This is a genomic window from Desulfuromonas sp. TF (assembly GCF_000472285.1).
Taxonomy (GTDB): domain Bacteria; phylum Desulfobacterota; class Desulfuromonadia; order Desulfuromonadales; family ATBO01; genus ATBO01.
Genome location: NZ_KI421414.1, coordinates 43,666 through 57,087, shown reverse-complemented (window position 1 = coordinate 57,087; position 13,422 = coordinate 43,666). Strand labels below are relative to the sequence as shown.

Below are 13,422 nucleotides of genomic sequence, written 5' to 3'. Positions count from 1 at the left end.
CCTAAACCCTTGTCCGCACTCCCGGCTCCGGGGGCGAGGCCCAACGCCGCCAGCAGGCGAGAAAGAAATCCCTCTCCGCGGCAGCGATCTGCCTGCTTGCGAGATCGCGCTGGAAACGGCGCAGATCCCGCCTTGCACTTTTGGACCCCAAGCGGCTGAGGATGCGACTGCCGTCCAGATCGGTCAGGACGATCCGCCCGGATCGGGAAACGAGGATGTTATTCCACTTGAGATCTCCATGCAAACACCCGAAGCGGTGCATGCGTCCCAGCAAGCCTGCCAGTTTTCCCAGAAGCTCTTTTTGTCTACCTGCATCTATTCCGGACCAGAAATGAGGTAGAGATTCGGACTCCGAAACGAAGACGGAAAGAATATAAGAACGTCCCAACAGACGCCAACGTCGCTCTTCGATACACGCGATCGGTTCAGGAATCGGTATTCCTCTGACGCGAAATCCCCAACTGACCAGCCACGTCCTTACCGCACGCGACCGCCGAAAGGCATTTCGCAACCGGTAAATGAATCCTTTGCAGTTGTAGCGCTTGAGAAAATAGCTCTGTCCGTCGATGGTGATCCTGGCAGCTCTCACGGTGCGACCCGCCTTGAAAATCTCTCCCTGTTCCAGCATCAGGTCCGGGTCGGGGAGGAGGGCATCAACAAGATTCTTCCAGCGAAGTCCGCTTTTCCTGTAGATCGTGAAACCCTGCCGGTGCTCCTTGCTGAACCGGCGGTTGTTTGAGAGACATTGGCGAGCTTTTCCGTTCCAGATTTTCTTCGAATGCGCAAGCACGCTATTTTCCAGAGCCGACAGGAGGACCCGTCCCTCCTCGCCGGAGGGCAAACCATACTCGCGGAGAAACCGGAGATACTGGGTCCGGCTCAGGTGGTTCCGTAGGTTGGAAAGAACCAGCGCCAGGTTCCTTATCCTCTGGCGAGTCGAAATCTTGCCATTTTTCAGGGTGAGACGGTCGTTGTCGAGAAGAACGAAGCGATATTCGCTCCCTTCGGGTTCCAGCAGGATATTGCCGATGTGCAGATCGGCATGCAGGGCTCCGGCATCGTGGAGTTTCCGGACATACGCGGCGAACCCCCGGACAAATTTCCGTTTTTCGCCAGCGGCAAGTTGGGGGAATTCCCGATGGAGAAAATCGAAAAGACTTTTTCCACCCGCAACCTCCCGGGTCAGAAGGACGTCCCTCCGGACCAGTCCGTTATTGACCGCCTTCCCGTATCCGATGACCTGGGGAACGGAGATCCCACGCTCGGCGAGTTTTCGGGAAATCCGCCCCTCTTTACAGGCGGTTCCGCCGCTAATGCCTTTGAGAAGAACGGCGATGCCGCTGTAGCGCACCTCCTTGAGATAAATCCCCTGCAAATAGACAACCCTGCGTTTGGAAGATTCCTTGACCGTCTCCTCGATCCTGGCGCCGTCGTGTCGATCATTAAGCCAGGCACTCCCCTCCTCGGAGAGGTAATCCCATCGGATATCCTTAAAGGAAATTTTCGTCATCACCGTTTTTCTTGGAATACCGAAACAGGCCGGTAAATTCGCAACCTCAACGAATCCCGCCCTCTTCGACATAGAGCAGACCGATGCCGATCTTGCGCCCTGAGGCATCGGCGCCGATTATATCTCGGGTGCGATGGGTCGACTTGAGTTCTTGCCAAAAGCGGTCGACCTGGATAGAAGGCATGTCAGGGCGAGGCAGGATATCGTGAAAGGCGATCAGTCCACCGGGACGGACCAGTGGCCCGTAATCGAAAAAGTCGGCCTTTACTCCCTCATAGGTATGATCGCCGTCGATAAAAGCGAAGTCGACTGGCGAGGCGGCGAATAGCTGTCGCACCTCGGCCACCGTCTTCGGGTCATGGCTGTCCTTGCGTAGCAAATGCAGTCTCTGGCCCGGGCGGGCGAAAGCCTGATAGAAGGGGACCTTCTCTTCAGGATAGGCGCCGCCGAAATCACCCTCCGGCAAGTCGACGCTGACAATAGTGGCCCCATCAATAGTCGCCTGGGCCCAGAGGTAGAGAGTGCCGCCGCGCGCCGTGCCGACCTCGAGCACCCGCTGCGGCGCCAATCCGCAGACGGCGCGGTAGAGCTCCTCGATCTCCAGCGGGTTCTGCCGCGGTTCGATGGTCTTATAGAACCCCTTGCCCCGATAGGCAAAAGGTATGGCAAACCTTGACTCGCGAGAAAAGAGCTTCTTCTCGAGTTGGCGCAGTTGACTAAGCCCCTGGGCAAAATGACGGCCCTTCAGCATTCGATAATAGAGTTTTTTCATCATAACCACCCATAAGTATTATTGTTACGCGCCGCCTCAGCGCCCGGCCAGCACCTCGTACAGCTTTTCAGACACGCGCCGCAGATCGTGCCGGCGTTCGATCATGGCTCGCCCCGCGCCACCCAGTTGCCGGGTCAGTTCGGGCTGCGGGATGAGCCTCTCCAAGGCGGCCAACCACTGTTGTTCATCAGCTACCGCAATGCTGTTGTCAGGAGTTAGAATCTCTGCGGTGGCACCGAAGACGTTGCCCACCACCGGCACGCCGCATGCCAGGTATTGCAGGGATTTGATCGGCGACTTGCCTTGAGCATACTCCTCGTCGGCGAGCGGCAGCAGGCCTATATCGAGGCTACGAACGAAGTCAGGCTCGGCGCCGGGACGAAACGGGTGATAGTCAAAAGGGACGGTCAGTCGCGGTTTCCGTCCCGAGAAGACGGCCAGACGAGCCTGAGGAAAGCGCTCCAGCACACGCCCCAGGATCGGATCGAGCCGCTCCAGCAGAGGGACGTTGACCGGTGCCCCGGCCCAGCCAATGGTGACCCTTTCCGACGCCCTGTACTCTTTCTGTCGCCAAGCCCCCAAATCGAGTGACATGGGAACAACCTCGACCGCCTTCGAATAGCGCCGTGCGTAGCCGGCAAGGAATTCGTTCGGCGCCGTCACGACACTGGCGTGCCTGAGCCAGAGATGGAAGCGACGGCGCACCTTAAGCCGGGTCAGCCAGGAAAAGGGCTTGCCAGGGCGCGTGTAGATAGCGTCATCGAAGTCGAAGATTACTCGTCGGCTGACATCGATCAGGCGCTTGGCCAAGGAGGTGCGGATCAGGCACTTTTGGTTGAACAGCACGTCCGCCTGCCTGGCCCGATCAAGGGCGGCATTGTCGATTGCATCGCGGCGTATGAATTCGACCTCCGCCCCATGCCGACGCAGATTATCGAGATACTGGGCAAGGCGATACTTGGTGCTACCCTTTTCCAGGTCGCGGCTGACGACAGCAAGTATAAACATATCTCAGAATACTTTCGGCACGAAATAAGTTTCCACGCACGATATGCTCGTCTCAAAAGTCCGTTGTGGAAGTAGGCGATTGCAGAAAGTTATCTTCCGACTGATCAGATCAAGGGCTTCCGCGCCATAAATTCGATACTGTCACCCTTGTTGTTCAAACGGGCAAGAAAAGACAAAGGGCCCTTTAGAAGGTGCCAATGCCATGGAGTTTTGAAGGATGATCCGGGAGCATTGGCCGTGACCCTGGATCCGGTGGTCCAGGTCTTATAATGATCGAATCCCGCGAAGCGGCATAACGAGAGGATGTTGGTAGGAGTGTACAGATGCAGATGGCTGTAAGGATTTATAAGCTTCCAATCAGCGCCTAACAGGTGCCTTGTGTAACTATCCCCATTGACTGTATCGGCATAAAAGATCCCGCCGGGACGTAAAATTCTCAAACACTCCTTCATGGTCGAAAGAGGGTGGCGGAGATGTTCAAGAGTGGCATTGGTAAAAACAACATCGAAAAAGTCGTTTGGAAAACCCGCTTCCTCTACATTTCCCGTAAAGACATCCAAATTCATTTTCTCCCTGGCAAACGCGGCGGCAGCCGTGGAAGTGTCTACACCTTTAACCTGCCAGCCTATGTCACGGGCGGCAACCAACACCGCACCGGCATTACAGCCAATCTCCAGAAAATTGCCGGTTTGCCGGAAGCTCTCAAACTTTGCTAGTTTATTCCGGTTCCTTTTTCGTTTCGATTCGATCTTTTTGGAATAAAGATCTAGCCTCTTCAAAAATTGCTCCTCATTGATCTCAAAAAAATTTTCAGGCATTGGTTTAGCAAAAATCATTCCGCATGAACTACATTCATGGTATGCAGATCCTTTTGCTTTCAGGAGTTCTTTAGAATCCCAGCTGCCACATATGTCGCAGTTCGTATCTATACAGATAGGATCAGTCACTATTTTTTCTCCTCCAATCACAGATTATCCCGATACCATTCGATGGAACGTCGCAGTCCCTTATCGAACTTGATTTCCCCTTTGTACCCCAGCAGGCGTTCTCCCTTGCCGATGTCCGCCAGGCTGTCGCGCACATCTCCGGCCCGGGGAGGCCCGTACGCCGGCTCGATGGTGGAGCCAAGCAGATCCTGCAGTCGGCGGTAAAGACGATTCAGGGAGGTTCGCTCATTGCAGGCGACGTTGAACACCTCCCCCACCGCCTCGGCCGGGGCAGCGCAGGCCAGCAGGTTGGCCTCCACGGCGTTCCCCACGTAGGTGAAATCCCTGGTCTGCTCCCCGTCGCCGTTGATGGTCGGCGCCTCCCCCCGCAGCAGGGCGCTGACGAAAAGGGGGATCACCGCGGCGTATTGGGAAAAGGGATCCTGGCGTGGGCCGAAGACGTTGAAGTAGCGCAGTCCCACCGTCTCCAGGCCGTAACAGCGTCCGAACACCCGGGCATAGAGTTCGTCGGCGTATTTGGTCACGGCATAGGGCGAGAGGGGGTTGCCGATGCGATCCTCGACCTTGGGCAGAGCGGGATGATCGCCGTAGGTCGAGGAAGAGGCGGCATAGACGAACCTCTTCACCCCTTCGTCCCGAGCCGCGATGAGCATCTTGAGCGTGCCGGTGACGTTGACATCGTGGCTTGTCAGGGGATCTTCCATGGAGCGGGGCACGCTCCCCAGGGCGGCCTGATGCAGCACGAAATCCACATCGGCGCATGCCCTCCGGCATATCTCCATGTCGCGGATGTCGCCTTCGATGAAGTCGATCCGTTCGAGACAGTGTTCCAGGTTCTCCCGTTTTCCCGTCGCCATATTGTCCAGCACGCGGACGGTCTCGCCCCGCCGAAGGAGTTCATCGACGATGTGGGAGCCGATAAATCCGGCCCCTCCGGTTACCAGAAATTTCGCCATTAATCCGACTCCTTAATTACATCAGGGCTGGGCACCCGGGCTTCCTTCTTTCTGATGATCTCTTCGAAGACAGCCAGAGTCTCTTCCATGTTCTTCTGTGGAGTGAACCCGATAGAAACCCTATGAGCCGCCTTCCCCATCCTGCGCAATTTTTCAGGATCGAGGCAACGGCCGATCAGGTCTGCAAGCTCTTCGGCGCTTTTAGGGTCCTTCTGAATGAAACCGCTCTCCCCTTCCCCGACGACTTCAGCGGCACCATTAGCCGACGTGGTGATCACCGGCAAGCCGCAGGCCATCGCTTCGAGGCACACGTTTGAAAACGGATCATAAAGGGTAGGGAGAACAAGCAGGTCTCCGGCGGCGTAGTACTTTTCCACCTTATCTGTTGGACCGACAAAATGGACTCTCGTCTCCAGTCCAAGTTTCTGCACCAGGTTTTGGAACGCGGTCGGACGACCCCGCCCGACCACCAGAAGATGGGCCCTGTTACCGCGTTCACCAAGCTGGTTGATAGCTTTCAAGGTCACATCCAGCCCCTTGCGCCGCCAGTTGTTGGAAACATGCAGGATGGCGATATCGTCGTCCTGCAGGCCGAGGGACTTCCGAATTCCGCCACGAAGCGTAGACACCGTCCCAGGGTTGAACAGACCGTGATCGACGCCGTTGTATACGACGCTGATCCTGTCGGCGGAAACGCCGTAGTAATCTTGCGCGTGCTGCCGGCAGAGGTGTGAATTGGTGATGATTCTCTTCGCTCCGTTCGCGGCAAGAATTTTCCTCTCAAGCAGAACGTTCAGCAGGTGCGCTGGGTTGAACAAGTAGTTGATCCAGCGCCATGGGGCGAAGGGATAACTGATGCGCATCCAGTGTTTCTGTACCCCGTCGCCCATCCTGTAAACATCCATGGGGAAAAAGCGGGTAAGACCGAATACGATGTCGAATCCTTTCCCCCGCACGGAATGGGATGCTTTGGAATGAAATCCGAGGATTCTCCTCCATGACGGTTTCCGGGGGATTGAAATGGTATGTGTCTCGATCTCCGGCGGAATATCCGCCGCCGTCATTCCGACGGTATGAACCTGGTGACCGGAACAGTGAAGTGCCAGGGCCAGATTGACGGAAAAGCGCTCCAGTCCGCCGTGGGAGAGGGAAAAACTATGATTTACCAGTGCAATTTTCATCCGAACAACCAGCGCCACCACCAGGTCCGGGCCCAGGACCGGGCGGTTTTCAAAGACGGAAGGGTGGTTCGGCGGGCCCTTTCTTCTATGACATGCCAGGGAAAGCAGAGAAACTGCCGGCTATGTCCCGCCTGCGGGCCATACGTCTTCCAGGCCTTCCTGGTCCTTTCCGCGATGGTCCTGTTCCGGGACAGATCGCGTTCCAGCGAATGGTAGGATTTTTTCAGATCAAGGCTGCTGCGATGAACACAGTGATGCCTGCCCGGAAGGTAGAGAAATCTCGTCCCGTGGTATCGTTGCCATCTCCAGAAAAGAGCGTCTTCGTAGCCGTAATGCCCGCAGAACTGCTCATCCAAAGCGTGAAAACGAAAGAAACGGGCCCGGGAGAAAAAAAGGGTATTCAGATGGTAACCAATGTCTTCTCCCTTTTCGTTCAGACGCTTGAACTTGTAAAACGTGCGGCCGGGATTTTTCCGGGTCACGAGTTCCCTCAGAGTCTGCTCAGGCAGTTTATGGTCGAGGTCGGTGGCAAATACCTTGTCGGCCCTGGCCATAACAACCCCCAGGTTTCTAGCCCCGCCCTGATTCCACTGAATATTCTCATCTATACGCAGGTATAGAATGTTCAGATTGATGTCTTCGGGGATCTCGACTTTAACAGGAGAACCGTCGTCGACAATGGTGAAATGTACATGATCGATGACCTCCCTGGGATAGGTGGCGTACTCACGCAAAAGCTCGGTAAGAGAGGTCGAGTTTTCCTGGTCGAAATAAAAGTAAATCACATAGGCAAGCCTGATGTGCGACCAATCGTTCTCTCTCATGCCTGCATATACATCTTTATTTGTTGCATTCTCCATACTTACCGCAGTTCTCCTCGTTTGCGTCGCCGGGCATGCAGTTTCACATCGTGGCGAGCGATCCGGGCGTTCTTGGTCAGAATTTTTCTGGCCAGCGACTTGCCCTTTCGATCCAACTGTCTCTGGCCAAGATAATTAAGCAGAAAAAACATCTTATCGCTCTTGCTGATGCAGGGGAAACGGAGACTCGAATAAAACAACTGACCGAGGTCCTTCACCACAAATCGTATCGGCACTTCCGGCCGGTGTTGAACGCGCTGCAAGTCAAGCAGATAAAGATTCCCCGTCTCGTCAATAAAAAAATGGTTAAGGTAAAAATCCTGGTGATTCATCCCTCGGTCGTGGAAACGCCGCGCCAACCGGGCAAGATCACATATAACCTTTCGCTTCTCTCCACGCTTCGAGCTGCGAGGAGCTGCGGACCACTCGCGCTCAATAAAGGCATCGAGCGGCTCTGCCCCGTAGAGTTCTTCGGTCAGAGTGAAGGAGCCTATTTCCAGGTTCAGGGCCCGCCTTTCACCATATGCGATCGGCGTGATCGTCGGCAATCCCGTCTCCCGGACAAGTCGGATGCTTTCCCATTCTTCCCAAGCTCCGCGGGCTGGCAGCTTGAAGCGGCTCAGACGCTTGAGGAACTCGACACGCTGAAGACGATTCCGTTTCAGGTAGAATGCGCGACCGTCGAGCTCGAATCGATAAACCGAACGCCCCCGCTTATGACAGATCCGGGTCCCGCCGGTAAATTCCATGAAGGCATCGAAGCTGGTAAGCCCGGCTTTCTGCAGGAGGGGATAAGCATCGGCCGCAACCACCATTCCCCCCTTCTCGATCATTTCGTGCATGATCGCCCCTCAATCAGGGACAAGGCAGCGCGCAGAACCCTATCAATGTCTATGCTGTGTCCGCACTCGTCGTCCCGTTCACAAGCTTTCTTCAAGCAGGGGGAGCAGTCCAGGGGGGCCTGCAGGCGGATGTGGTCTTTCCCCTGCGGGCCGTTCCGCTCCGCGTCGGTGACCCGGAAGAGGGAAACGGTCGGCGTGCCCACTGCGGCCGCGATATGGATCGGACCGGTATCTCCTCCGATCACCAGGTCGGCCCGCTCAAGCAGGGCAGCCAGTTCCGTCAGCGACCCCCTCGGCCATATCGCCGCCCGCTCCCCGGAGGCCTCATGGATGGACGCGACGGCGACCCGCTCCTCCTCGCTGCCCCAGGTCAGAATGGGCCGGCACCCTTCGAGACCGCACAGCGCGCCGGCAAGCTCGCACCAGAGATCGAGAGGCCACAGCTTCGTCTTCCAGGTGGTGCCGTAATGAAGAACGACGAGGGTCTTCCCGGACATTCCTCTCTCGTTCAGCATCTGCTCAATCACCGAACGGGCCTTGCCGTCGATGGGCAGGGGACCGGCTGCGGGAGGCTGGGTCCCGCCCGGGAATGCCTTCCGGGCAATCGCCAGCGAACGATCGGTGATGTGATGGTTTTCCGTTCCCAGGGCGACTTTTCGATTGGTGGCCAGCAGGTTAGGGCATTCGCGAACACCGTCCCGGTCGAAACCAAAACGATGGGGAGCACCGGTCAAAAGAGTAAACAGGGCGCTCTTGCTGTTTCCCTGCAGATCGAGAACCACATCGTAGGCTTCCCGCCGCAGTCGGCCGGCGATCTCCAGGGACCCCCGGATTCCGGCGCCCGGTCCATCTAGCCGCCAGGCCCGGGTGCGCAGTCGGTGCACCTTGCGGATAAGAGGGTGCCCATCAAGCAGCGGCGCGAAGGATTCCTCCATCAGCCAGTCGATCTCCATCTCCGGATCGGCGCTCTTGAGCCAGGCGAGCACCGGCAGCGCATGGACGACATCGCCGAGGGCGCTCACCTTGACGATCAGTACCTTCATCCTTCCCTCCCCAACAACTGGCGGGCTCCGGCAAGGACGTCTCCGACGGAAACCGCCTCCATGCACCGGTGGTCGGTGGGGCACTGGCGCAGCAGGCAGGGGGCGCAGTCGATCTCCTTGCGGATAATCCGGCAGTTTTCAGCCAGGGGAGAGGTGGTGGTATGGTCGGTGGGACCGAAAATGGCCGCAATGGGGATACCGAAGGCCGCCGCCACATGCATCGGGCCGGAATCGTTGGTGACCATCAGCCGGCACAGAGAGAGAACGGCCATCATCTGACGGACTCCCGTTCGGCCGATAAGGTTCAGCGGACGCGACGACATGTCCGCCTCGATATCCCGACCGATTTCCACCTCTCCGGGACCACCGGTGAGCACGACGCGAATTCCGTATTCCCTTGCCAGGCAATCGCCGACTTCAGCGAAACGCTCCGGGATCCAGCGCTTGGCCGAGCCGTAAGCCGCCCCGGGATTGATGGCGACGAACTCCCCGTCCCCCAGCGTTTTCCGGGCCCAATCCAATTCTTCCGCGGTGCACCGCAGCCGAAGCGCGCCTTTCCCGCCCCGGATCCCCACGGCCTCCAGCATGTGAAGATAATAGGCCGTATGATGCAGACGTTTCTCCGCCTCGCCCATTGTCACGCCGTGAGTCAGAAGAAGACGGCGGCCGTCGGTACGATATCCTGCCCGCCTCGGAATTCCGGCCAGAACGGCGATCACCGCCGCTTCTACCGCATTCTGCAGCAGCACTGCCAGGTCGAATCTCTCGCGGCGCAATTCTCCGGCAAAGCGAAGCATCCCTCGGGCTCCTCTGTGCGCACCCTTTTTATCAAACACCACGACACGGTCGCAATCGGGATGATGTCGAAAGAGTTCGGCCACAAGAGGATTGGCCGTCACCACGATCTCGGCCCGGGGGAAAGTGGCCCGGATCGCTCCCATGGCGGGAGTAGTCATGACGGCATCGCCGATCCAGTTGGTCTGGCGTACAAGAATTCGTTCTATGTTCGAAAAATCGAGGGATTTCAAAATTCTATGTAAAGGTAAAAGGTTCAAGATTCAAGATTCAAGATAAAAGGTTTTCCTTTAACCTTTATCCTTTAACCTTTCTCCTCCTGGAATTCTTCCGCCTCATCGATGAGCATCACCGGGATGTCGTCACGGATCGGATAGACCAGACGACAGCTGTCGCAGACGATGCTCCCCTCGTCCTCTTTCAGATAGATGTCCCCTTTGCACTTGGGACAAGCCAGAATACTCAGTAGTTCTTTCGATATGGCCATTTTTCTTCCTTATTCGATCAGTGAATCGAGAGCCCTTTCGAGGTCGGCCGGTTCAAAAAAATCGAGTTTCAGAGATACTTGATAGCAGGGGAGTGAAAAAGCATCGCTTGCCAGTTTAACACCGTCCTTTTCCGTGGTCACCAGAAAATCGGCCTCGCCGGCGACCTTTTCCAAATGATAGAGTGTTTCCTCATTGTATGCGGCGTGATCAGGAAACGAAACGGTATTCACCAGACTGAGACCGGCAGATGTCAGGGAAGCAAAAAACCCCTCGGGATCAGCAATACCGGCAAAAGCGACGCCCTTCTTATCGGCCAGATGAATGAGCGGGATGCTCTCACCGCGCAGAGAGATCGCCAGGGCGTCGAAGGCGTGGCGACAGCGGACTAGCGGCTTTCCATGCCGAAAAAGGAATTTTTCATCGCCCTGGCTGCGGGTGAGCACCAGCAGGTCGCCTCGCTCCAAAGCCGAGGGAAACTCCCGCAGCAGGCCCGCCGGCAGAACTCTGTGGTTTCCCATAGGACAACGGGCATCGAGAAGGACGATATCGAGATCGCGCTGCACGGCTAGGTGCTGAAATCCATCGTCAAGGATGACGATCTGGGCGCCGAAGCGCTCCACAGCCAGACGGACTCCGGCGGAGCGGCGTGGGGCGGCAAGGACGACAGCTCCCGGATTGCGCCGGGCCAGAAGAAGCGGCTCGTCTCCGCAGATCTCCGGAGACAGGAGGGGATCGTCGCCGGCACTGACCACGGCGACATCCCGCACGCGCCCACGGTATCCCCGGCTCACCACGGCCACCTTGCGCCCCCTGTTCTGGAAATACCTGATCAGATGATCCGTCATGGGGGTCTTGCCTGTCCCTCCGACCGAGAGATTGCCGACGGAAACAACAGGGACTCCGGCGCGATAGGAAGAAAGGACCTCCCGGCGGTAGAGCCACACGCGGACAGATGCGATGATGCCGTAGAGCCATCCAAGGGGGAGCAGCAAAGACTGGAGCAGCCACTGCCCGGGACTTTTCGGCCCCTCAAGAACCAGCCGTCGATGCCATGCGGTCACACGGTTCATCGCCTTATCTCAGAACGCGGCTGATCACGGCAAGGGTATGGGCGGTAGCGCCGCTGTTCCGCTGCAGCAGGTCAAATCCGGCCTCGCCCATGGTGCAGCGCATTTGAGGGTTCCCGATCAACTCCCGGAGAGTGCCGAGGAGTTCCTTGTCATCGGCGACCCCGATCCCGCCCCTCACCTCGGCGACGAGACGGGAAATTTCCTTGAAGTTGTGCATGTGAGGGCCGAACAGGACAGGCTTTTTCAAAAGACAGGCTTCCAGGATGTTGTGACCGCCGATGTTCGCCAGGCTGCCGCCAACGAAAACCACATCGGCAGCGGCATAGAACTTGAGCATCTCACCCAGCGTATCCCCCAGAAGAACCTCTCCGGCCCGGAGCGGATTACGGCTGGATTCGATCTCGCTGCGCAGAACGTAAGGGAGCCCGCATGTGGTCAGCATATCACCCACCGCCCGGCATCTTTCAGGATGCCGGGGGACCAGAATCAGAATAAGATTCTCCCCTTCCGCCACCAGGTGCCGGTAAACCTCTATGATGATCTCCTCTTCGCCGGCATGAGTGCTCCCCGCCACCCATACGGTAGTCCCGGAGGGAATCCGATAAAGATCCTTCAGGGTGTCAATGGCGGTCCGGTCGGGAGCCGATGTCTGCATGTCGAACTTGAGGTTCCGGGTGACTTCCACTCTTTCTTCAGGGGCGCCCATGAGTCGAATACGTTCGGCGTCCAGATCGGTCTGCATGCAGAATGCGGAAAATCTCTGAAGCAGAGGTTGCAGCAGTGGCTTCGCCAATTGATAGCGGGGAAAGGAGCGGTCGGAAATGCGTCCGTTGACCAGAAGAATCGGAATCCCCGCTTCGTGGGAGATTCGTACGAAGTTGGGCCAGATCTCCGTCTCCACGATGATGATCAAGTCGGGTCGCACCTGACGCAGAACCTTTCTCACCACCAGCGAAAGATCGAAGGGGAAGAAAAGACAGAGATCGACCTCCTTGATCCCCAGCGCGATGGCGTGACCCGTTTCGGTCACGTTGGAGAGCACCAGGGCGGCATCCGGATACGTTTTCCTGAGGCCTTTGAGCAGGCTTATGGCCGCCCTCGTCTCGCCGACAGAAACCGCATGAATCCAGAAAACCTTGCGACCCCGCAGCAATGCCAGGCGATCCGGAAGAAAGAAGCCGAGCCGCTCCCGAATCCCGCGCCGAACCTTACCGTGGCGCAGCCCTCTGATCAGATAAAAAGGGATCAGAAAGAATGCGGAAATCAGCAATATCAAGTCATACAGCAGATACACCGGACTTCTCCAGACGGGCCTGAGCACGTCGTACATTTTCTTCCATGGCCTGTTGCAGCCGGACACGAAAGCCTTCGGCGTCCTCTCCCTTTTGATAGACAATCGGTTCGCCGAAGGCATAAACGCCCCGGGAGAACGGATAAGGGAGAAGAAAACGGTCCCATGAAGGGAACCGATGCCCCCGGGAGCAGATAAATGCCATGGGGATCACCGCTCGGCCGGTGAGCCGGGCGAGCTGCACCACTCCGGGCTTGATCTGGTGACGCGGCCCCTTGGGACCATCGGGGGTGATGACGAGGTCGAAGGGCTCTTCGGCCAGGGCCATCATCGCCTTGAAGGCGGAGCGTCCCCCTCTGGTCGATGAACCGCGCACCGCCCCCTGTCCGAAACACTGCATGGTTCTCGCAATAAGCTCTCCGTCCTTGGAGGCGCTGATCAGGATCTTCGCCCCCGGTCCGCGATATCCCTGGACCATGAGCAGCAGCTGATCGTGCCAGAAGGCGAGAATCACATGTTCTCCTCTTTTCCAGAAGGCACGGGGGTGTTCCTCCCCGATGAACTCGATCCGGAGGAAGAAACGCAGGAATCTGATAATGCCGGCCGCCACGGGAGGAGCCAGATTCAGCAGGAGCCAGTCGCCGAAGGATTTTTTCATG

Annotated in this window: 14 protein-coding genes; all 14 read right to left on the bottom strand. The window is 57.3% G+C overall.

The features are described from left to right. Position 1: 1 nt before the first annotated feature. Entirely contained in the window at positions 2–1,510 is a 1,509-nt protein-coding gene (locus DTF_RS0105390; RefSeq protein ID WP_027714495.1) for a lipopolysaccharide kinase InaA family protein, read from the bottom strand. 46 nt (positions 1,511–1,556) lie between these two features. Next, entirely contained in the window at positions 1,557–2,282 is a 726-nt protein-coding gene (locus DTF_RS22030; RefSeq protein WP_051360947.1) for a class I SAM-dependent methyltransferase, read from the bottom strand. Between the two features lie 36 nt (positions 2,283–2,318). Further along, positions 2,319–3,290, bottom strand: coding sequence for a glycosyltransferase family 4 protein (locus DTF_RS0105380; RefSeq protein WP_027714494.1), 972 nt, complete (start codon positions 3,288–3,290; stop codon positions 2,319–2,321). A gap of 104 nt (positions 3,291–3,394) precedes the next feature. Next, positions 3,395–4,237, bottom strand: a complete 843-nt coding sequence (locus tag DTF_RS25215) for a class I SAM-dependent methyltransferase (RefSeq protein WP_155890726.1) — start codon at positions 4,235–4,237, stop codon at positions 3,395–3,397. Between the two features lie 17 nt (positions 4,238–4,254). Next, positions 4,255–5,193, bottom strand: coding sequence for an SDR family oxidoreductase (locus DTF_RS0105370; RefSeq protein ID WP_027714492.1), 939 nt, complete (start codon positions 5,191–5,193; stop codon positions 4,255–4,257). Next, positions 5,193–6,374, bottom strand: a complete 1,182-nt coding sequence (locus DTF_RS0105365) for a glycosyltransferase family 4 protein (protein WP_027714491.1) — start codon at positions 6,372–6,374, stop codon at positions 5,193–5,195. Before DTF_RS0105365 ends, DTF_RS0105370 begins: the two co-directional genes overlap by 1 nt. Continuing rightward, a complete protein-coding gene (locus DTF_RS0105360) occupies positions 6,371–7,198 on the bottom strand; it encodes a glycosyltransferase family 2 protein (RefSeq protein ID WP_027714490.1) in 828 nt (275 codons plus the stop codon). Before DTF_RS0105360 ends, DTF_RS0105365 begins: the two co-directional genes overlap by 4 nt. Before the next feature lie 38 nt (positions 7,199–7,236). After that, positions 7,237–8,076, bottom strand: a complete 840-nt coding sequence (locus DTF_RS0105355; protein WP_027714489.1) for a lipopolysaccharide kinase InaA family protein — start codon at positions 8,074–8,076, stop codon at positions 7,237–7,239. Continuing rightward, positions 8,064–9,119: a lipopolysaccharide heptosyltransferase I gene (waaC, locus tag DTF_RS22020; protein ID WP_035055870.1), complete on the bottom strand. Its 1,056-nt coding sequence runs from the start codon at positions 9,117–9,119 to the stop codon at positions 8,064–8,066. The genes DTF_RS0105355 and waaC overlap by 13 nt, the downstream gene beginning before the upstream one ends. After that, positions 9,116–10,147: a lipopolysaccharide heptosyltransferase II gene (gene waaF / locus DTF_RS0105345; protein WP_027714488.1), complete on the bottom strand. Its 1,032-nt coding sequence runs from the start codon at positions 10,145–10,147 to the stop codon at positions 9,116–9,118. The genes waaC and waaF overlap by 4 nt, the downstream gene beginning before the upstream one ends. Positions 10,148–10,218: 71 nt before the next feature. After that, entirely contained in the window at positions 10,219–10,401 is a 183-nt protein-coding gene (locus tag DTF_RS0105340) for a Trm112 family protein (protein WP_027714487.1), read from the bottom strand. Positions 10,402–10,410: 9 nt separating this feature from the next. After that, positions 10,411–11,472 (bottom strand): tetraacyldisaccharide 4'-kinase, encoded by a 1,062-nt coding sequence (lpxK, locus tag DTF_RS0105335; RefSeq protein WP_027714486.1) that lies wholly within the window; start codon positions 11,470–11,472, stop codon positions 10,411–10,413. Between the two features lie 4 nt (positions 11,473–11,476). After that, positions 11,477–12,766, bottom strand: coding sequence for a 3-deoxy-D-manno-octulosonic acid transferase (locus tag DTF_RS0105330; protein WP_027714485.1), 1,290 nt, complete (start codon positions 12,764–12,766; stop codon positions 11,477–11,479). Continuing rightward, complete coding sequence (locus DTF_RS0105325) at positions 12,750–13,421, bottom strand: lysophospholipid acyltransferase family protein (RefSeq protein ID WP_027714484.1); 672 nt, start codon at positions 13,419–13,421, stop codon at positions 12,750–12,752. The genes DTF_RS0105330 and DTF_RS0105325 overlap by 17 nt, the downstream gene beginning before the upstream one ends. Between the last annotated feature and the right edge of the window lies 1 nt (position 13,422).